Source organism: Acidovorax sp. ACV02 (assembly GCF_014851475.1).
GTDB classification, from domain to species: Bacteria; Pseudomonadota; Gammaproteobacteria; order Burkholderiales; family Burkholderiaceae_C; genus Acidovorax; species Acidovorax delafieldii.
Genome location: NZ_JACUZU010000013.1, coordinates 41,695 through 61,459 on the forward strand (window position 1 = coordinate 41,695; position 19,765 = coordinate 61,459).

20 protein-coding genes are annotated in these 19,765 nt (G+C 64.7%); 11 read left to right on the forward strand and 9 right to left on the reverse strand.

Annotated elements, in window-relative coordinates; translation table 11 throughout:
* Positions 1-26: 26 nt before the first annotated feature.
* The gene (thiL, locus tag IB236_RS23150) at positions 27-1,001 is read right to left on the reverse strand and encodes a thiamine-phosphate kinase (RefSeq protein WP_192422361.1); all 975 of its coding nucleotides are present in this window, start codon (positions 999-1,001) and stop codon (positions 27-29) included.
* A gap of 39 nt (positions 1,002-1,040) precedes the next feature.
* The gene (locus IB236_RS23155; protein WP_192422362.1) at positions 1,041-1,958 is read right to left on the reverse strand and encodes a LysR family transcriptional regulator; all 918 of its coding nucleotides are present in this window, start codon (positions 1,956-1,958) and stop codon (positions 1,041-1,043) included.
* A 112-nt stretch (positions 1,959-2,070) separates the two neighbouring features.
* On the opposite strand from IB236_RS23155, the gene IB236_RS23160 reads away from it, so the two are divergent.
* Positions 2,071-2,277, forward strand: coding sequence for a hypothetical protein (locus IB236_RS23160; RefSeq protein ID WP_192422363.1), 207 nt, complete (start codon positions 2,071-2,073; stop codon positions 2,275-2,277).
* Positions 2,259-2,657 (forward strand): tautomerase family protein, encoded by a 399-nt coding sequence (locus IB236_RS23165; RefSeq protein WP_192422364.1) that lies wholly within the window; start codon positions 2,259-2,261, stop codon positions 2,655-2,657. The genes IB236_RS23160 and IB236_RS23165 overlap by 19 nt, the downstream gene beginning before the upstream one ends.
* A 40-nt stretch (positions 2,658-2,697) precedes the next feature.
* On the opposite strand, the gene IB236_RS23170 is transcribed toward IB236_RS23165, so the two are convergent.
* The 4 genes from IB236_RS23170 to apaG form a co-directional block, all read right to left on the reverse strand.
* Positions 2,698-3,822 carry a YbdK family carboxylate-amine ligase gene (locus IB236_RS23170; RefSeq protein ID WP_056747835.1) on the reverse strand — a complete coding sequence of 375 codons (1,125 nt, stop codon included), beginning with the start codon at positions 3,820-3,822 and terminating at the stop codon, positions 2,698-2,700.
* Positions 3,812-5,074: a cation:proton antiporter gene (locus IB236_RS23175; protein WP_056065273.1), complete on the reverse strand. Its 1,263-nt coding sequence runs from the start codon at positions 5,072-5,074 to the stop codon at positions 3,812-3,814. The genes IB236_RS23170 and IB236_RS23175 overlap by 11 nt, the downstream gene beginning before the upstream one ends.
* Positions 5,075-5,232: 158 nt before the next feature.
* Entirely contained in the window at positions 5,233-7,251 is a 2,019-nt protein-coding gene (locus IB236_RS23180) for a site-specific recombinase (RefSeq protein ID WP_192422365.1), read from the reverse strand.
* A gap of 88 nt (positions 7,252-7,339) precedes the next feature.
* The gene (gene apaG, locus IB236_RS23185) at positions 7,340-7,747 is read right to left on the reverse strand and encodes a Co2+/Mg2+ efflux protein ApaG (protein ID WP_192422366.1); all 408 of its coding nucleotides are present in this window, start codon (positions 7,745-7,747) and stop codon (positions 7,340-7,342) included.
* A gap of 89 nt (positions 7,748-7,836) precedes the next feature.
* On the opposite strand from apaG, the gene rpe reads away from it, so the two are divergent.
* On the forward strand, positions 7,837-8,517 hold the full coding sequence (gene rpe, locus IB236_RS23190; RefSeq protein ID WP_192422367.1) for a ribulose-phosphate 3-epimerase: 681 nt from the start codon (positions 7,837-7,839) through the stop codon (positions 8,515-8,517).
* Positions 8,518-8,586: 69 nt separating this feature from the next.
* Here the strand turns inward: rpe and IB236_RS23195 are convergent, their stop codons facing one another.
* From IB236_RS23195 to IB236_RS23205, 3 genes are all read right to left on the reverse strand, one after another.
* On the reverse strand, positions 8,587-8,979 hold the full coding sequence (locus tag IB236_RS23195; RefSeq protein WP_060984630.1) for a hypothetical protein: 393 nt from the start codon (positions 8,977-8,979) through the stop codon (positions 8,587-8,589).
* A 127-nt stretch (positions 8,980-9,106) separates the two neighbouring features.
* Positions 9,107-11,281 (reverse strand): HAMP domain-containing sensor histidine kinase, encoded by a 2,175-nt coding sequence (locus IB236_RS23200; protein WP_192422368.1) that lies wholly within the window; start codon positions 11,279-11,281, stop codon positions 9,107-9,109.
* Positions 11,278-11,976: a response regulator transcription factor gene (locus IB236_RS23205; protein ID WP_192422369.1), complete on the reverse strand. Its 699-nt coding sequence runs from the start codon at positions 11,974-11,976 to the stop codon at positions 11,278-11,280. The genes IB236_RS23200 and IB236_RS23205 overlap by 4 nt, the downstream gene beginning before the upstream one ends.
* Before the next feature lie 230 nt (positions 11,977-12,206).
* Between IB236_RS23205 and IB236_RS23210 the strand changes: the two genes are divergently transcribed.
* The 8 genes from IB236_RS23210 to IB236_RS23245 all read left to right on the forward strand — a co-directional run bounded on the left by IB236_RS23210 (position 12,207) and on the right by IB236_RS23245 (position 19,423).
* Positions 12,207-13,556, forward strand: a complete 1,350-nt coding sequence (locus tag IB236_RS23210; RefSeq protein WP_192422370.1) for an SPFH domain-containing protein — start codon at positions 12,207-12,209, stop codon at positions 13,554-13,556.
* Between the two features lie 2 nt (positions 13,557-13,558).
* Positions 13,559-15,070 carry a hypothetical protein gene (locus IB236_RS23215; RefSeq protein ID WP_225581333.1) on the forward strand — a complete coding sequence of 504 codons (1,512 nt, stop codon included), beginning with the start codon at positions 13,559-13,561 and terminating at the stop codon, positions 15,068-15,070.
* Between the two features lie 437 nt (positions 15,071-15,507).
* Positions 15,508-16,284, forward strand: a complete 777-nt coding sequence (locus IB236_RS24650) for a TniQ family protein (protein ID WP_192422371.1) — start codon at positions 15,508-15,510, stop codon at positions 16,282-16,284.
* A gap of 640 nt (positions 16,285-16,924) precedes the next feature.
* The gene (locus IB236_RS23225; protein WP_192422372.1) at positions 16,925-17,599 is read left to right on the forward strand and encodes a helix-turn-helix transcriptional regulator; all 675 of its coding nucleotides are present in this window, start codon (positions 16,925-16,927) and stop codon (positions 17,597-17,599) included.
* A gap of 111 nt (positions 17,600-17,710) precedes the next feature.
* Positions 17,711-17,938 carry an antitoxin Xre/MbcA/ParS toxin-binding domain-containing protein gene (locus IB236_RS23230; protein ID WP_192422373.1) on the forward strand — a complete coding sequence of 76 codons (228 nt, stop codon included), beginning with the start codon at positions 17,711-17,713 and terminating at the stop codon, positions 17,936-17,938.
* Between the two features lie 91 nt (positions 17,939-18,029).
* Positions 18,030-18,605, forward strand: coding sequence for an HAD domain-containing protein (locus tag IB236_RS23235; RefSeq protein WP_192422374.1), 576 nt, complete (start codon positions 18,030-18,032; stop codon positions 18,603-18,605).
* 31 nt (positions 18,606-18,636) lie between these two features.
* The gene (locus IB236_RS23240; RefSeq protein ID WP_225581335.1) at positions 18,637-18,924 is read left to right on the forward strand and encodes a hypothetical protein; all 288 of its coding nucleotides are present in this window, start codon (positions 18,637-18,639) and stop codon (positions 18,922-18,924) included.
* Positions 18,925-18,946: 22 nt separating this feature from the next.
* Positions 18,947-19,423, forward strand: coding sequence for a hypothetical protein (locus tag IB236_RS23245; RefSeq protein WP_192422376.1), 477 nt, complete (start codon positions 18,947-18,949; stop codon positions 19,421-19,423).
* Positions 19,424-19,765: the final 342 nt, after the last annotated feature.

The window sequence follows — 19,765 nt, forward strand, 5'->3', positions numbered from 1 at the left end:
AAAAAATTTTTGCCTGCCACCACCCGTCACCGGAAATGGTCGAACGAGGCGTAACGGTTCTCCACCGCCTGCCCCTGCGCGTCCACCAGCCAAAGGCCTGGCTCAGCCAGCACGGTGCCGATGCGGGTGACGGGTGTACCGCTTGCCTGCGCCGAGGCGGCCACCGCGTCACGCCGCGCGCGCGGGGCGGTGAAGGCCAGCTCGTAGTCGTCACCGCCCGCCAAGGTGCATTGGTGGACCAGTTCAGGGTCCAATGGGCTGGTTGCGCTAGTCGAATATGCCTTTGCTGCTATTAAATGTATAGTTTTGGAGGTGTCGATACAGGCCCCTGCCCCCGAGGCTTGGAGGATGTGCGACAGGTCGCCCAGCAGTCCGTCGCTCACGTCCATGGCGCTGGTGGCCACGCCGCGCAGGGCCAGGCCCAGGGCCACGCGCGGCGTGGGGCGCTCCAGCCGCAGGCGGGCGCGGGCCAGCACCTCGGCGGGCAGGGCGATGTGGCCGAGCAGCGCCTCCAGCGCCAGCCTGGCGTCGCCCAGCGTGCCACTCACATAGATGTCGTCGCCGGGCTGTGCGCGGCTGCGCAGCAGGGCCTGGCCGGTGGGTACCTCGCCAAACACGGTGATGCAGATGTTGAGCGGGCCCTGCGTGGTGTCGCCGCCCACCAGCTCGCAGCCGTGGGCATCGGCCAGCGCCAGCAGCCCGCGCGAGAAGCCTGCGAGCCAGGCCTCATCCACCCGGGGCAGTGACAGGGCCAGCGTGAACGCGAGCGGCTTGGCACCACACGCCGCCAGGTCGGACAGGTTCACGGCCAGCGCCTTGTGGCCCAGGGCTTCGGGGTCCACGTCGGCAAAGAAGTGGCGGCCCTCCACCAGCATGTCGCTGGAGACGGCCAGTTGCATGCCGGGTGCGGGCGCCAGCAGCGCGCAGTCGTCGCCCACGCCCAGGGCTGCCTTGTGGACGGGGCGGGTGAAGTAGCGGGCGATCAGGTCGAACTCACCCATGGCGTCGCTCGGTGGTCCCAGAAAAAAGGGTCAAAAAGGTCAAAGGCATGAGGTGCTGCTTTCTGTCTGAGAAAACCAGGCCGCCCAGTGGTCGATGCAGGCCTGGATCTTGGGCAACCGGTGCCTGCGCGTGAGGGTGATGGCGTGGATGGTGCTGGGCTGCAGGTCCACGCAGTGGGCCAGCACGGGTGCCAGCAGGCCTTGGCGCACGAGGGGATCTGCCACCACCGTGGCCAGGCGCGCAATGCCCAGGCCCTGCAGCGCCAGCCGCGCGGTGATGGCCGTGCTGCCCGAGCGCCAGTGGCCCTCGGCCACCAGCACCTCGGGCACGCCATCGACCCGAAAGGGCCAGTGGTTCAGAAAGGCCACTGCGCTGTTGGTGATGAGCCGGTGCTGGCGTAGATCGTCGATGTGCTGTGGCACGCCGTGCGCCTGCAGGTAGCCGGGTGTGGCGTACAGCGCGCGGGCCAGCGTGCCCAGGGGGCGCGCCACCACGGTGTCGGTCAGCGGCGGGCCGGTGCGGATGGCAATGTCGATCCCATCGCGTGCCATGTCGGCCATGCGGTCGTCCACTACCAGCTCCACGCGCAGTTGCGGGTGCTTGTGCTGCAGGCTGTCAAAGCTGGGGATCAGCAGGTGCTCGGCCACCACCGAACTGGACGCCACGCGCACCCAGCCGCTGGGCTGGCCGCTTTGTTGGGCGAACTCACCTTCCAGCTCGTCGAGCGTACCGTTGATGCGGCGGCAGTAGTCCAGAAAGGTCTGCCCTTCTGCCGTGAGCGTGAGGCCATGGGTGGTGCGGTGCAGCAGCCGTGCGCCACAGGCTTTCTCAATGCGCGCCAGGGTGCGCGAGACCTGGCTCACCGGTGCATCGCGCTCGCGCGCCACGGCCGACAGCGAGCCCAGGTCGGCCACGCGGGCGAACAGGTGCATGTCTTCAAAGCGGATGTCGCGCATCGGCCGATGGTAACGGCGGGGCTGTGCGCTGGGTGCAAAACGGTCTTGCGCGGGATGCGGTTTCGGCCTTGCGTGGTGCTGCCTACAGTGGCCTCACCCCGAAAGGAATGCCATGGACCCTCACCTACACCCCGACGAGTACCAGCGCTTGCGCGATGCCATGCAGTTGCGCCGGGAGGCGATTCGCGAAGCCCATGCCTGGGTGGCGTGGGGGCTTGTGCGCATGACCCGCCGGGTTTTCCTCTTCCTGCGGACCCCGTCCGCGCCCACGACCCCATCCACCCAGGAGGCCCCAACACCATGCCAACCCTTGTTCTGAAACTGACCCCGCTGCAAAACCCTGAGCGTTACCAGGCGCTGGCCAGCGCCCTCACCGACCTCACGGTCCAGCGATTGGGCAAACGCCGCGAGGTGACTGCTGTGGTCATCGACGACCTGCCCCCTGCCCGCTGGCATATCGGTGGTGCACCGGTGGCGCAGCCCACGGCCTTGCTGGAGATCAGCATCACCGAGGGCACGAACTCCGAGGAGGAGAAGGCCGCCTTCATCGCTGCCGCGTTTGCCGAGCTGAAGGGCCAGCTGGCGGGGGATGGCGCCCTGGCCGCTGCGAGCTACGTGGTGGTGCGGGAGCTGCCCGCCAGCGACTGGGGCTATGGCGGGCGTACGCAGCAGGCGCGCAGATTGGCGCTCGCTGCTTGAGGTCAGAGTCGCGTGAGGTGGCCGGCGCCTGGCGTGCGGGTCAGGCCGCCGCGCCGCGAAAGCGCTGCGCTGCCTGGCGGCTTACCTCGGCCAGCAGCTGCTCTTCGCTCTGGCGCTGGCGCAGCCAGCGGGCATCGTTCTGCCCCGCCTCGACCTCGGTGCGCAGCATGTGCATGGCGCTGGATGCGCCCTGTACCGCCGCGTGGCCTGCGATCTTGTCCATGGTGCGCAGGATGTGCTCGCGCAGCGGCATGTGGTCGCCCGTGGCCGGGTCCACATACACCGCGTCCATGCCAAACCGGCAGGCCTGGAAGCGGTTGTAGGTGTACACGAGGTAGTCGTCCTCTTCAGGCATGAAGGGCTGGTCGGCCAGGAACCAAGCGCCCAGCGACTGCACGTAGCCCGCGAGGGCCGCAGCGCGCTCGATGGTCAGCGGCGTGTCAAACACGCGGATCTCGATGGTGCCGAACTCGGGCTTGGGGCGGATGTCCCAGTAGAAGTCCTTCATGCTCTTGACCACGCCCGTGCGGGTCATCTTGTTGAAGTAGGTCGTGAAGTCGTCCCAGGTCAGCGCCATCGGTGCGCGCCCCGACAAGGGGAACGCAAACACCGAGTTGAGCCGGGCCGAGTCAAACGCCGTGTCCTGCCCCTGCACGTACGGGCTGGACGCCGACAGCGCAATGAAGTGCGGTATGTAGCGCGACATGCGGTGCAGCATCAGCAGCGCCGCATCCGCATCCGGGCAGCCAATGTGCACGTGCTGTCCGAAGATGGTGAACTGCTTGGACAGGTAGCCGTACAGCTCGGACAGCTCGCGAAAGCGCGGCTTGTCGTAGATGCGTCGCTCGTGCCACTGCTGGAACGGGTGCGTGCCGCCACCCACCACGGCAATGTTGAGCTTGTCGGCGCTTTTGACCAGCGCATCGCGGATGGGCGTGAGCTGGCCCAGCACCTCGCTGGCCGAGTGGCAGATGCCGGTGGAGATTTCGATCATGCTGTTCGTCATCTCGGGCACTACGCTACCGGGCAGCGGGGTTTTCTTCATGAGGCGCAGCATGTCCTCGGCGTAGGGCGCCAGGTCGTAGTCGTTGGTGTTGACCAGCTGCAGCTCCAGCTCGACGCCCAGCGTCAGCGGCTCGGAATGGGTGAAGGCTTCAAGACTCACGGGGGGACTCTCCGTTGTTGTTGCTGCGGGTCAGGGGTGCCCAGGGTTTGGAGCTTTCGCCCGCACGGTAAATGGCCACGGTGGCAATGACGGCACCAAATACCTCCATCAGCAAGATGGCGGGCAGCGCCACACCCGCGATCACATGGCCGGTGGAAGGCGACGCGAGTACAAACTGCGAGGCGATCAGCAGGGCGATGGAGGACATGGGGGTCATCGCGCAGCCCACCCACAGCGCCTGCTTCCAGCTGGCGCCGCTGCCCACATTGCCCAGCGCCACGCCGGTGGCCTTGGCCAGCAGGCGCACGGCAATCAGGGCCAGCACCACGCCGGCCACGGGCGCGCTCCAGTCGGCCTGCGCTGCCACGGTGGAAACCAGCACGAACATCAGCATGGTGAGCAGGGACGATGCATTGCCCAGCTGCCGTGGCCAGGCCCAGGGGCGCGGGTTGAGTTGCTTGAGCAGCATGCCCCCCAGCAGCGCGGCCAGTGGTGCCGAGCCCCCCATGTGAGCGGCCACTGCCGTGCCTGCAGCCACCAGGGCCAGGAACAGCATGGAGGTGTTTTCGCTGGTGGGGCTCATGAAGCGCAACGCCATGCGCAGCACCAGGGCCAGCACGGCGGCCACCACGATCGATACGCCCAGCACCACCACCACGGGCGAAACGGCCTCCAGCACGGTGAGGCTCTGGCGGTTGATGAGTTCTGCCTTGGCGCTGCCCAGGGTCAGGGCATACAGCGTGGAGAGTGTGGTGAGCACAATGGCGCGTTCGGTCACCGGGCCGGCGGCACGGGTGTCGGCCACCACACGGGTCAGCACTGCAGGAGATGCCGCCAGCGCCACCAGGGCCAGCGGGCCAGCCGCCTGGGGCGGCAGCTGCAGCCACACCAGCACCCAGTACACCGCGAAATAGGTCAGCACCGATTCGGCAATGCTCTGCACCAGCACCATGGGGTTGTGGCGGAACCAGCGCAGCGGGATACGGCCGCCACATTCGAACAGCACAATGGCCACGCCCAGCTCCAGCAGGAACAGGCCAATGCCCTGCAGCGGCCAGACTGCACCGCTGAAGCCTGCCAGGCCGGCTGCCGTGCCCACCAGCGAATAGCCCACCACCTTGGGCAGGCCGGTGTGGCGTTGGGTGAGATAGCCTGCCATGGCGGCTACCGCCAGCAGCAGTGACCATTGCACCGTTGGCAGCCCGGCCGAGGGGCGCAGCCACTGCGCCCAAAAGCTCAGGATTTCATTCATGTCATCGGACCTCTGCGTCAGACGGGCGCTGCCCGTTGGAGTGGAGGCCCCGGCGCACAGGCCCTCCGCAGATGGGACGGGGTGCGCTGGGGCGTTGGGCCCTTGAATTTACAGGCGGAAACACTCCGCCCTTGTAGGACAGAGGCGGCGGTTTCGCCTCAGCCCTGTGCCGTTGTCGCCAGCGGTCCCCGCCGCTCGGGCACAAAAAAGCTCAGCGGCGCGGTGCGCAGGCGGGCGCGGATGGCGGCATAGATGCGCGAGCGGTCCACGCCGCTCACGTTCTGTGCACGCAGCGCCAGACTGAAGGCCAGATAAAAGCTCACCGACACATTCAGTGCGCCCAGGAACGGGAGCGAGGCTACTGCCCACCAGAACGCGGGCAACTGCAGCACCTGCAGACCCAGCGTGGCGCCGGCGGCCGCCACCTGCCCGGTGGAGAGGGTGACGTGCCGTACATCCAGCCCCAAGCCGAAAAACGCAGCGAAAGCAGGCACCAGGCCCAGCATGAAACCCAGCGAGATGTTGGCTGCAAAACCCGACAGGTTCTCGCGCAGGAAGCGCGCCCAGCGCGCGGCGCGCTCGGCACCCAATAGCCCGGTGATGCGCGGGTTGTAGTGCAAGGCCGAGTCCATGCGGTGCAGCACAAACCAGTTCTCTGTCCAGCCCGCGATGATGCTGGAGGCAAACAGCAGCACCCCGGTAAAGGCGGCAAAGAACAGCGACGGCCCCAGCAGGTGCAGGGACTCGAACACATGCTCGGCCTGCTTCTCGCTGATGGCCGGGTGGCCCGTGGCCAGTGCAATCAGTGCAGCCAGCGCCAGCACGGCCGGGAACACCACCAGCACATTGCCCAGCACAGCAGCCACCTGCGAGCGCACCAGGTGCGTGATCTCGTCCACGAACGACTCGATCGCATCGCCGGTGCCCAGCTCCTTGAGCTTGGCCGCCATGGCGGGCGCGGTCATGGCAGGTTGTTTGGTGGCCACCGTGAAGTGCAGCAACTGGATCAGCACAAAGCTCACGGCATAGTTGATGCCCGCCATGAAGCCGCCCCAGAAGGCCGAGAGCGCGAGCGCATACAGGCCAAACTTGATCAGTGTGGTGAAGGCCATCAGCGCACCGCCCCCTGCCGCCTTGCGCAGCATGGAGCGGTATTCGGCACTGGTGCGGGTGATGTAGTGCTCGCCCGTTTCGGCGCTGCGCTCGGCCACCTTGGCCGCCAGCAGCGATGAGTTGGAGGCCAGCAGCGCGCGCAGGCTGCGCCGCTCCTGTCCCACCATCACCAGCTGTGCCATGAGTTGCGCCGCAGTGACTGCGGGCTGCGCGGACAGCAGGCAGTCGAGCAACACGCGCACGCGCAAGATGCGCTCGCGCAGCTGCCGCAGCCGGAACACCAGCCCCACCGAAATGCCGTTGTCCTCGAAATGCGTATAGACGGTGGCAGCCGCCGCGCGGCAGGCTTCCAGGCGTTCGCGCAGGCGCTGGGCGGATGCGTCCAGCCGGTCGGGGGTGCGCAGTGCGTGCAGCACCTCGACCCGCAGGCTTTCCACGTCGCGGATGAGGGCGTGGAAGGGTTGTGCCTCCCGTGCAGATTCGCTCATGCGCAGCCGCAGTTCGGGTGCAAAGCCGGTCGAGAGGATTTGCCCTGCACAGTAGGTGATGGCGTCCAGCAAGGCGCGGTGCCAGCGTGTCGCGCCGCCTGGGCGCTCATCGGCGTTGTCCTGGGCCAGCAACATCACCAGGCGGTTCAGGGTGGCTTCATCCAGCGCGGCCAGCCATTGCGCGTCGAACGCACTGGGCAAGGCCAGCATGAACAGTTCGGACGCATCGATGGTCTCTGGGCTGCCCGGCAGCAGCTTGGTGCGCAGGCGTTCGGCCATCTCGCTGACCAGGGCGGTGCGGGGTGCAAAGCCAAAGTCCGCCAGCAAGGTGGTGATGTCTACCTGGTCCACCAGCGTCGCCCACCAGGCCTGCAGCCGCTGCTGAATATCGGGCCGCGCCGCGACTGCATCGATGAAAAGCTGCACCCGGCCCACCGCGGCAGGCACCGAATCACGCTTGCCGCGCACCCAGTCCAGCAGGTGGATGAGCCAGAGGTGGCGATGGGCCAGGTCGGCGGCAGGGTCCAGCGCCGCCAGCAGGTGGGCCAGGTCTTTGGGCTCGGCGCTATTTTTCATGGGTGGCCTGCTCCCACAGGAAAAGCCGCCCATCCGATGGATAGCGGTCCCATGGAGGGGTGGGCATGGGGGCTGTGGGAATGGTTCTTCAATGCAGCACCCGGCCGCTCAGGGGCTCACCCGACGGGCCGTGGCTGATCGCCTCCAGCACGAACAAGGGCACCGGGGTGTTGAAAGGCTCGCCATCTTCGGCCACGCAATGGAAGGTACCGTGCATGGTGCCACTGGAGGTGCGCAGGCGACAGCCGCTGGTGTACTGGAACGACTCACCCGGCTTGAGCAGTGGCTGCTGTCCCACCACGCCCAGGCCATTGACCTCTTCGGTGTGGCCGCGCGCGTCGCTGATGATCCAGTGTCGCGAGATCAGCTGGGCGGGCGCGTCCCCTGCGTTGGTGATGGTGATGGTGTAGGCGAAGCTGAACACCCCGGTGTCCGGCGCTGACTGCTCGGGCAGGTATTCGGGCAGCACTTCCACGTCAAACTGGTACTTTGGCATGGGCCGCATGGTAACCGTGCCGCCCCGTGTGTGGGCAACTCCCAAGTGCCAAAACCCCCAGTGGTTCTGCGCTTTGCGACAATCGGGGGATGAGCCGCACATTCCAAATCGCCCCCTCTATCCTTTCCGCCGACTTTGCCCGCCTGGGCGAGGAAGTGCGCAATGTCACTGCCGCTGGCGCCGACTGGATTCACTTTGACGTGATGGACAACCATTACGTGCCCAACCTGACGTTTGGCCCCATGGTCTGCCAGGCCTTGAAGCCCCACGCCAAAACGCCTGCGGGCGTGGCCGTGCCGATTGACGTGCACCTGATGATCCAGCCTGTGGATGCCTTGGCCGCTGCCTTTGCCGACGCGGGTGCTGACTACATCAGCTTCCACCCCGATGCCTCGGGCCATGTGCACCGTAGCATCCAGGCCATCCGGTCCAAAGGCGTCAAGCCTGGCCTGGTGTTCAATCCTGCCGAACCTCTGGACGTGCTGGACTGGGTGATCGACGACATCGACCTCATCCTCATCATGAGCGTGAACCCCGGCTTTGGCGGCCAGAGCTTTATCGACTCCGCGCTGCGCAAGATCGAAGCTGTGCGCAAGCGCATTGATGCGTCTGGCAAGGACATTCGTCTGGAAGTCGATGGCGGCATCAAGACCGACAACATCCGCCGCGTGGCTGACGCGGGCGCTGACACCTTTGTCGCAGGCAGCGCCATCTTTGGCAAGCCGGACTATCGGGGCGTGATCGACGCGATGCGTGTGGCCTTGGGCTGATCGCCTCGGTCGCTGCGCAGATTGGGCGCGGATACCTTTGTGACAGACCGCACCTGATGGGAGGTCAGGTTACTGTTGCGCAGGCACGGTGATGGTGGTCGTGGTCGATTCGCGCAGCACGCCGCCGCCGGAGACCGAGCCACTCGCCGGGCTGCTTTGCACGCGGCGCATGCAATCCGCCTGGTCAGCTGCCGTCTGGAACGCTGCACAACGCTGGGTGGCGTTGTCGGTGGCGGCGGCTCCAGGGTTGCTGAGATCGCCCTTGCGCGAAGCGTCCAGTGCGTTGTTGGCCTCGCGCAGGCAGGTGGCCAGGCTGTCCTGGGTGTTGTTGGTCATGCATTTTTCCCGCTCCTGCTCGTAGCGTGCCCGCGCGTCCTGCGGCGGCGTTTGAGCGGATGCGCCCGCACAGGCCAGCAGCAAGGCCGCAGTGAATACAGAGGTGGCAAAGCGAAGGCGTTTCATGGAGGGCTCCTGAGGCAATGGCAGACGAAGGTCTGAACCTATGCCTGCAGGGTAGGCGCCGGGGCCATGTGCCCCTGTCGGACAGAGCCGCCCTTGCCCGTGCGCGCGCTTCGCGTCTTGGGCTGGGTCAGCCCAGTCGCTGAAAGGTCAGGATGAAGGCCACGCCATCAGACGTGTTGCGCGCATTGATGGTGCCGCCCATCTTGGCCATGTAGGTTTTGGCCACAAACAGCCCCTGGCCCCGGTGCTCGCCCTCGCCCAGCGGGGTGGGGCTGGCAGGGTCGGAAACGCCCAGCTCAAAAATCCGCTCCAGCAGTTCGTCTGCAATGGTGGAGCCCTGGTTGTGCAGCGTAGCGCTGGCGGTGGATTCCGACGCCGTGAGCGTCAGCCTGATGCGGCTGCCTGTGGGGCGATAGCGGTCGGCATTGCGCAAGATGTGGGTCACCACGTCTTCGAGCGCAAACTCATCGGCCCGCACGATGACCGGGCCAGGGTGGCTTGGGCCCAGGTCGTACACCACATCCAGAATGCCCGCAAAGTGAGCGTTGTCGGCCACGTTGCGCAAGAAGGCATCCAGGTCCAGCCGCCCCTCGGGCACATCGGCGGCCTGCAGCGCTTCGGCGGGCGATGCCGTGCCATACAACACATGGATGGCCTGCTGCATGCGCTGCACATAGCGGTGGCCGGGGTCTTGTGGGCCGTTCAGCGCCATCAGCGACTGCAGGGGCGACATGATCTCGTGCCCTACGGCGTGCCACATGTCGCGCTCTTGTTGGGCGCGCAGCTGCTCGCGCTGCAGGTCGTCCTTCACGCGCTGCAGCAGGTCGGCCAGGCCCCCGGCCAGAATGCCCAGCTCGTCCGAGCCGCGCAGGTCCGACACATCCAGATCGCCCAGTCGGGGGCCGGTGTGGCCAGGCTGCACGTTGTACGACACGGCGGCGGCGCGGCGGGTCAGGGCCGTCACGCGGCGGATCAGGCCCACCTCGACCACCAGCCAGGCCAGCGCAATGGCGCCCAGCATGGCACCCAGGTACCACGACAGGCGCGTGGCCACAGCGGCCAGGCCTTGCTCCACGCCGCGCAGGTGGCCGGTGAAGTTGACCACGTAGTTGCCGGTGGGCGTGTCCAGAATGTCCAGGGCCGTGGGGGCGGCGGGCGTGGCTGCTGCCGGGCCCACACCTGCGGCCTCCAGCGGCAGCCAGCGGATCAGGCGCAGCAGCCAGGGGGCAGATGGATCGGCCTGCACTTCGACGCCCTTGAGGGTGATGGCGCTGGCTTCGTCGCTGCCCATTTTGCGGATCTGCACACGCTCACCCGGCAGCAGGCTGCGCGAGAGGTCGCCCAGCGATGCGGCCAGCTGCGCGCCGGGCGCGTCGCTGTCGAACAGCGGTTTGGTGTCCTCGCCCGGCGCCAGCATCTCCACCCGCACACGCATCTGCCCCAGGTCTTCCGGCGGCCAGACCAGGCGCTCGTCCTTGCGGAACAGGGCTTCGCGGAACAGTTCGACCGGTAGGCGGATGGAGTAGTGGGTGCGGCGCAGGCAGTCAGTGATGGTGGCCTCGCCAGCGGGCGAGCTGGCCGATGGGGGCGGCAGGTCGCGGCACTGGCCGTTTTGCCACAGCCAGCCGCGAAAGTCGCGCACGGGCCGTGCGCGGGCGTCGAGCTGCGGCGTGCCGTTGTCCACAAACCCCGTCAGGCGCCCGCGCACGGCCGCGTTGCCCTGTGGGGGCATGGCCTCATACGGCGCAATCCAGCGGTAGGTGGCACCCCGCATGTCCAGGGTGATGCGCGCACGGTGTGCCTCGGCGGGCACCAAGGCGCCGCGCTCGCGGGGTATCAGCTCGCCGGCATAGAAGCTGCCCACCAGGTAAATGAAGCCGCCCGCATAGGGGTTGTTGCCAATCGCTGCGCACACTGATGCGCCATCGGGGTACTGCACGGAGCAGCCCGCCATCTCCACGGCTTGCTGCGATTTTTGGGGGTCGTCAAAGTCGATGGCGGCGTAGGGCAGCAGCAGCGGCGCCAGCGGCGTCACGCCCTGGCCGAGGTGGCTGGCATTGAGCAGCGCCAGCTGGCCCGAGGGGTGGCGCAGCCGCGCCATGACCTCGGCCTGGCTGCGCACAAAACCGTGCTGGTAGGTCTGCCAGGCGCGCTCCTTTTCGTCCTTGAGCACTACCACGCTCAGCGCCACCGTGGCCAGGGCCAGCAGCACGAACACCCCGCGCACGAGGATGCGCAGGCGGAACGCGGGCAGGCCCAGTCTAGGCATTTCCAGCGTGGGGCGGCGCAGCAGGCGCTTCATTTGCCGACCCAGCGGAACCCGCGCATGGGCACGTTTTCTATTCCCTCAAATCCAGGATCGACTTCACGCAGCGCCTCGCGAATGGTGCTCACATGCTTGCGCACGTTGTCACGATTGCGCCCGCTTTTCACCACCTCGAACAGTTCGTCATACGACACCACCTCGCCACTGCGCTGGTGCAGCGTGGCCAGGATGCGCTGGGCCGTGAGCGGTAGGTTGATGCGCTCGCCGCGCCAGGTGGGGGTGCGCTGCCACAGCGGGTCCAGCACCAGTGCATCACCCGCGGGGGCGGGGGGCGCGCTGGCTGGGGCCTGGGCCTGTGTGGTGCGCAGGATGTCGAGAAAGGTCTCAATGAAATCGGCCTCTTCGAACGTGGTTTTCTGCAGGTAGTCCCACGCGTCCAGCGCCTTCATGATGCTGCGGTAGATGGCCGCAGGCATGGCCGACACCACCAGCACCGGCGTGCCCTGGCGCAGCTTGTTGATGGCGTTGATGAGGGCCACACCCGCATGGCGCTCGCGGCCCAGTTCGATGTCCAGCACCACGGCGTCGTAGTGCTCACGGGCCAGCGCGGCCTCGGCCTCGTCGCGGGTGAACCACTGGTCGATGACGATGCCGCTCTTGGCGCTGCGTATCCACCCGGCCAACTGGTTGCTGGTGGGCAGGTCGTCTTCGATCACGGCAATGCGGGTCATGGGCAGGGCGGGGCAGTAGAGGGGTGGGCGGATTATCCCGGCGCCCCGCTCTGAGCGGTGTGAGTTTTTCTTCCGGGGCCGGAAGGTTCGCGTGGCCGGTGTGAGCGCATTGGGGGCTGCGCTGCATTGTTGCTTCCGGGGTGGATCCGAACAATCGGTCCTCAATGAGCCAGCCACAGCGGCGGCTCAGAACCGACAACAACACCGAACCAACCTGAGAGAGAAACACCATGAAAGCCACCTGGAATCGCATCGTGCAGACCCTGAAGGGCCGTCGCTCTACCCCTTTGTCCGAAGCAGGCACGGAGCCCGTGCTGGAGGCTGAATCGCAAAGCCCTGTGGCAGCCGATGCACGCGGTGCCGATGCCCCTCGCCTGAACTGGGCCTACCTGCTGCCCACCGCCCGCACCGTGCGCTGGCTGACCGCTGGCGCTGTGGTGGCCGCTGCAGGCCTGACGGTGTACCGCAATCCGCCGGTGCAACACCTGGCGCAAGGCGACCTGGGTGTGCGCCTGAATCAGTTCACCGGTGCCGTGAGCCTGTGGCGCGATGGCAGCGTGTGGGTGGTGCCCGGCCTGCACACGGTGCGCCTGTTCTCGCTGCGCGACCAGAGTTACCGTCCCGAAGCCATGCGCCAGGCCACGGGCAGTGCGCCGCTGCAGTCGGTGGAAGGCCTGTCGCTGGGGCTGGACCTTAGCGTGCGCTATGCCCTGGACCCCAACTCGCCCGCCGTCAAGGCCGGCAACCTGCCCGACAACGTGGGTGTCGACATCGTGGAGCCTGCCGTGCAGGGTCTGGTCTACAAGGTGTTTGCCCGCTACACGGTGCGTGAAATCTTCTCGTCCAAGCGCGCCGAAATTGCACAGACCATCGAAACCGAACTGCGCGCCCGACTGGCGGCCGATGGCGTGACGCTGCGCAGCCTGCAGATCGGCAAGGTGGACCTGCCCGCGGAGTACCGCCGCGGCATGGACAGCCTGCTGGCCGAAGAGCTGGCGTCCGAAAAAATGCGCTACACGCTGGAGTTGAAAGACAAGCGTGTGAAGGAAACCGAGCTGGACGCCAACGCCGACAAGGTGCGTCGCGAAGTGGCCGCCGAAGCCGCCGCGCGTGAGCAGGTCATCGCCGCCAAGGCCCAGGAAGAGGCCATGAAGCACGTGCTGCCCTTCAAGCAACGCCAGATCGAACAGCGCCAGCTCGAAGCTGAAGCTGAACGCGTGGCCCGCGTCAAAGCCGCTGAGGGCAGCGCCCAGGCCCGCCGCATCGAAGCCAACGGCGAGGCCGACGCCCGCCAGAAGCTGGCCGAGGCCGAGGCCTACCGCATGGACCGCGTGGGCAAGGTCAACGCCGAGCAAATGGCCCGCGAAGGCGCACTGGTGACCAAACACCCGCTGCTCATTCAGAAGACGCTGGCCGACAAGCTCTCGGACAAGATCCAGGTCATCATCGCGCCCCCGCCTACCAACGGCGACTTCATCGGTGCTGCGCTGCTGGGCGGCAACCGCAACGCCCAGGCCGGTGCAGCCCAGGCTGCGGCCGTGGCCGACGACGCCACCACCACCCAAGCCGTGGAGCAGTGAACATGAACGCCACCTTCGCAACTTTGTTGGCAGCCGTGGCCAGCGCTGCAGTGACCGTGGCGGCCGAGGCCGCCCCCCAGCCATCGCCCAGCGCCATCGTGGTGCAAGACCAGGCCAGTCTGCGCGCGGCACCGCGCGATGGTGCCCAGCAGCAGGCCAGCCTGTGGCAGGGCGAAGTGCTCGAAGTGCGCGGCGAGCGCCTCGACTATTTGCAGGTGTGGGACCACAAGCGTGAGCGCGGTGGTTTCATCCGCGCCAGCGATGTGCGCCGCGTGGCCCTGACCGAGGCCGAAGGCCCCGCGCTGCTGGCCGTGATGCGCTTTGTGCAGGACACCCCGGGTGCCGAGGCGCTGGGCATCGGCCTCACCGCCGCTTACCTGCAAGCCGCGCCCGCCAAGGCCCTGGCGGGTGTGGAGGGCGCCCAGGCTTTCGATGCCCTGGGCACCTTTGCCGACCGGCTGGCCCGCCGTGCCTCGGTGGCCGTGCCGGGCAAGGCCTCGGGCGCTACGTTGTCAGCACACCTGGACGTGGCCAACGGCTACGGCGTGCGCTTTGCGACCTACGAGGTCGAAGGCCGCATGCAGGTCTGCTACGAGGGCGAGGCCTTTCGCCGCCTGCTGGCCATGCCCGTGGCCGATGCCGAGCAGCGCGCCCGTGCCGTCCTGGCGCTGACCCGCCCCGAATGCATCAACCCCGACCTGCCCGCACACGAGCGTGCCAAAGTCACCACCTGGCAGGCGGAGGTGCTGGAGCGCGTGGACGTGGCGGGCCTGCCCGGCTACCTGCGCAACCGTGTGCAGATGCGGCGCGCCAGCGTGTGGGGCGCCGCAGCCTTCCAGCAGGCGCGTAAGAACGCGGCCGACCCGGCGGTGGCTGCGGCCGCCGCACGCGCCCTGACGGAATTCAGTGGCGTGAGCAAGGTTGACCTGCCCGACGAGGACCAGAGCGCCTACAACGACGCTGCCATGCGAGTGAGCGCCGTACGCTGGGCGCTGGTGCCTGCTGCGGCGCCTGTCGCGACCGCCGCCGGAGCACGCCCCACACTGCTGACCGAGCCCGGCGCCCCCGGCGAAACCTGCGTGCTGCTGGTGGACGCGCAGCACAGCGCCAAGGCGCCACTGCTGCGCCGCTGCACCTACGGCGTGGTGTGGACTGCATCGGCCAGCACCAACCGCGAAGGCACAGCCTTGGCCCTGGCCGTGCAGCCCATGGAAGGCTGGCGCGAGCTGTGGGTGCTGCGCAAAACGGAAGGCGGCTGGCTGGCCGATGTGCTGCCGCCCGCCGCTGCCACGCCCGAGACCGGTGTAGCCGAATGGGCGGGCTGGGTGCCCGGCGGCCAGCAGATGCTGGTGGCACGCGAAGCCCGGGGCCAGGGCCGCTACCGCAAGAGTTTTGAGGTGGTGCGGCTGGAGGGCCTGACCACCGAGCGCGTGACGGGCGATGTGGCAGCCCTGCCCCTGTTCCAGCGCTGGCAGGACCCAGCGTGGAAGCGCGAGACGATCAGTCTGCGGTGAACGAAGCAAGGCAGACCAGGGGAGGATTTGACGGGTTCCGTAAACTTGGTCCCGTCTTCTCTTTCCGAATGCTTTCCCAATGTCTCTCGCCGTTACCCCCTCGCTGTCCACATTGCTCACCGTGGTGTGCCTGAATAGAGTTTTGAATTGGAGTTGTCATTTTTACCTGTGCAGGCCGTTGTGAACAGGGTTTCCGAAAGCCATGCAAAGTTTGCAAAACTGGAACTTGAGCTTAGCGAGTATGCAGTGCCAAGGGAATAGAGTTGCAAAATAATCTGAGAAGCTCAGGAACCTGTCTACCGGTAGGGGCTAGTCTTCACACGGCGTTTGTACTGACTCTGCGAACGCAGGCTGCGAGGACAAGGGTTTACACAAGACGTGAGTTCTACGGGTTTAACGCACACTCAATTAACGCCTTTGGAGTCGGGGCTGGTTGGGTGAGTAGAAACTACTTTGCTGGCAAAGTCACGCCGCAAGACGTTCTGGTCAAGCACACTGTCTTCGGCTTCGCCAGATTAGGGTTGTCTAGCTTGGATGCCGAAAGGGCAAGTTGTAGCCTTATAGAGGGGCGCCGACTTTGCGGTGAGCTTCAAGCAAACACTCAAGTACACGTGCCACGCGCTGTGCTGCGTTGGTGCCCGATTTGCGCTGATGCTGAGTCCGATGAGCTTGGGTTTGCCTCTTGGCACGTGCTTCATCAGCTCCCATTCATGATGATGTGCCCCACACATTGCACTCCGCTTGTCACCGTAGACGGCCTATGCCAATGCTATGACCGCGACCCTATCAAGCTGCGACTTCCAGGCGAGAGATGTCACACATGCCACAAAATTGAACCACTCGAGCTGGCAGTGCCTGCAGGAAAAGCCTACCGCCGATTTGTGAAACTATGCACGGAAGCTTTTCATGAGCAACCATCGACTTTCATCCACGAAAATTGGACACGATTCGTCTTGGAACTTGTTGGCTGTTTTGGATCCGAAGCCAGAGCAATCGATGCTATCGAGAAGCAACTGTGCAAAGATTGGGAGTTGCCGTCTGCTGAGTCGATTGGGAGCGCTTTGGGTTGGGCCATCTCGGTGCCCGAAGTTCTTGGCTTGGTCGTTAAGGACAGATACAACTCCTCTGCCACATGGAAAAAAATCGTTGTGTATGACGCAATGAAGAAAGTTCTTCCATGCGATATCAAGGTTTGCTGTCGACCACATTCCTAGTAAAACAGTTGCGTCGGCACATACGCCAGAGCATGCGCCAAAACGTCGCCCCGGAGCATGCTTGCGCAGAGGTCGCACAGGAGGCTTGCTTTGTTCAATTTCGTCGCTTTTACTGAATTCGGCGAAAGGCTTTCATTGCCTCCTGGGGATCGGGCTCACACGTCAATTCTCTGAATGTTTGAAACGCTTTGGGCAGCATGGAGTTCAGACTCCGGCGCCATATAGTTTGCTGTGACCAATCTGGAAGGTACTCGCCGTGCCATTGAACCCAGGAGCCTCTTTTGCGGAGCCTTTTGTTCCGCAGACATCGTGATAGATGATCCCCTCAGGTTCCCAATTCTTAGAAGGGTGAAATGGCTCCCCGGCAAACGCGTGTACTTCTCGGTTCGAGATGAGAAGAAAGGGCCGTTTGTATTTGGTGAACGCCCCTTGTATTTGTATAGGGGGCGAATGCTCTCAGTGCGCGTACGCGGATGAAACAGAAGCGTGACGGCCGAAAGGTGGTCATTTGAGCGTTCGACCAGCCTCTGAGGGAAGTGGCAGGGCATCCTTAAGTGCGGAAAAGTACTCAATCTGACGAAATGTCATTCCATGTTCAGCTTGCTTTATTGATACTCGTGCTGCCAAGTAAACCGAACAGATGCTCGTCTCAAGCAACTCCTCCGTGCTACAGCTCCACTTGCTCCTCCAGTTGGGCGACACACTCAGACGTCTCAGAAAGTCCCAAGGCCTGAGCACGGTGGAGATGGCGAGCCGCGCGGGAATCTCGCGCGCAACACTGAGCGCGGTCGAAGCGGGAGATCCCACGCCGTCCATGGGCACCTACTTGAAAGTTATATCCGCTTTGGGCATCGTGAGTGATCTGGCGGTGCTGGCGGATGACGTTATGCGACCGGTCACGTCAAATACTGAGGCTGAAGGGGCAAGCCGTGATGCGCCGTTGGTACGAATCGTCGTTTCCGCGGACACCACGCGCCATCGGATCCAGGATCTACGAAGTCTCGCCCTCCATGAAGAAGCGGTGCGACGCGTTCGCGCTGAGCCTGCGTTGATCCAGCAGGCCCAGGCAGTTCTTCAAAAGTGGTTGGATGCTGGGGACCAGCGCTCGGCCAGCCTGTGGGTTGAGTGGAAAGACATCCTGGAGCATCGCAAGTGGCGTAAGGCACTGGGGAGAACCCACCGAGCGCAGGAACTGAGGCAAGCGTCCCCGATGACCGCTGTGCTGCCGCCAGAGGTCCGAAAACGCATCCTCCAAGAAGTCCGTGAACTGAAGGAAGGCGTCGTTCTTGAAATCGCCGGTAAGGCTCGTAAATGACAAGTGCCGTTCGGACAAGCCTTTGGCAGAGGCCAAAAGTTGACGCTTAATCCCAAGGATTGCACTATCAGTGTTTCGAGCTCATCCCCAGCCACTTCCACGGAGCAAGCCATGACCCCTGAAGACGACATCGCCACTCTCACCGTGCTCGTAAAGGACATGCTCGCAGAGTCAGGGGAAATAGCCGGTTTTGATGCAAGAGCGTGGCTGGACCGTTGGCTTACTGGTGTGGTCCCAGCATTGGGAAATCGGAGACCCATCGATGTGCTCAATGAGCCGGACGGCCTGGAAGTCGTGAAGAGCTTGCTCTTGCGAGCCCAATCCGGTGCGTACTCGTAAGCATAGGCAGGGAGTGGGCTGATCGTGAGTCAGGTCTGGACCTGTCGCTATCCGCGCTGACCAATTGACACCATGCAGAATGCCTACGGCGATGCCCTCTAGCCAGAACGCCCCGTATCTCCCCGCGTCTGCTCCCCGCAGCGCGGACATCGTTCTGTACCTAGACCTCGATGGTGTTGTTCACCATGAAAAAGTGCTCTGGTATCCCCGCAAGGGCATCTACATGAGCCCGTATGAGGCTGCAGGGCACTCTCTTTTCGAATGGATTCCTATCCTGGAATCAGTGCTTGAACCGTACCCGACAGTCGCTCTAGTATTGAGTAGCACCTGGTGTATCCGCCCCGGATACAGTGCAACCCTCAAACGGCTTCCGGCCTCTCTGCGTGCCCGGTTCATTGGTGGGACGTACCACAGGCGTGTCCATGGCGTGGATCCTTGGAATCTGTCCATGTTTCGCACCACACCCCGGGGTGTGCAAGTTCAAGAAGACGCTCGACGCCGAAAGCCCCGGCAGTGGCTGGCACTTGATGACGATTTGGAGGGGTGGCCTGACTCCTGTCGGGAAAATCTGGTTGCGTGCGAAGGAACTACCGGTTTGTCCAACCCTGTAGCTCAACACGAGTTGAAGGAAAAACTGGGCGCCTGCCATGCGGGGTTGTCCGCCTAACCCCGTAGTTTCTGAAAACAACCAACCGATGATGCGACGCCACTCCGACATCCTCGCGGTCTTGCAATGTGTCGCTGGCATCGTGAAGCGTTGCCACGCACTCTCGATCTTGGCCAATTTGGTCAGCCGTCGGACAGCCAGTATCGGCCTCGTGGATTTGGATATCGGCCCGTTGGTTCTCGAAGCGCCAGTTCACCACAGCGCCGAGGTCTTCTCCTTGCTCTCACGTCCGGTGGCCAAGCTCAAGCAGGCTTTTGCATTGAACTTGCCCCGCACTTCGTATTTCAGTAGCAAGGTTTGCGGCCGCAACGCGCCATAGGGCGCCAGTGATGGAAGTCCCCATGAAAACACCCTCGACAACATCAACCTCAACGACTCGCCTCCGCACAAGCAACAGCCCAAGCGCAGTTGAACATCCGTCGCCCTACGCGTCTGCTGCTCAGACAAAGGCCTTTCTGGCTGGCAGCCTGGCCGCCCGGACGGCCCGCTTGGAAGCCAATGACATGCTCAGCACAGACATGGCTGCGGATCTGGTCGGTACCACCCCAGTGACGATCAATGCGTGGATCGCCAAAGGGCGGGCGATCGGATTGACCCAACCCCGGGGTGGATTCAAGTTGCCCAGTTGGCAGTTTGAACCTGCCCTATGGGATGCAGTGCCCAAGCTTTCAAAAGCCTTGGGAACGACTGAGGGCTGGGCACTACTCGCCTTCTTGGAGACGCCTTCGGGCGCTTTGGGCGGCCGGACACCGCGGCAGGCTATAGAGCAGGGTCATCTGGCCCGTGTAATTGAAGTGGCGGGTGCTGAGGGCTATTGACCCCCTACGACCCATGAATCTCGCAGATCTTCAGTACATCCCTTCCTCCTAGCTCCTAGCTCCTAGCTCCGCAGCTTCTTTTCCGTGTTCAGCATTCAAGCGCCCCTGCGGGCACGGTGAAGATAGGGAAACGGCTACTCCTGTTTCGATGCTCGGCCATGATGTGACGATCCTGGTGACCAAAACGGTCCGGCAACGGCCGGGGAAGATTGAGCTGGAGTTCCGCTGCTCCTCCTGAGCGCCAGCTCACCAGATCAGTGGTTCTCGACAGGAGCGGCAATCATCAGGGCGCGTTCTTCAGCATGCAACCGTCGACGCTTGGGCACGTTGACAATGCCTTTC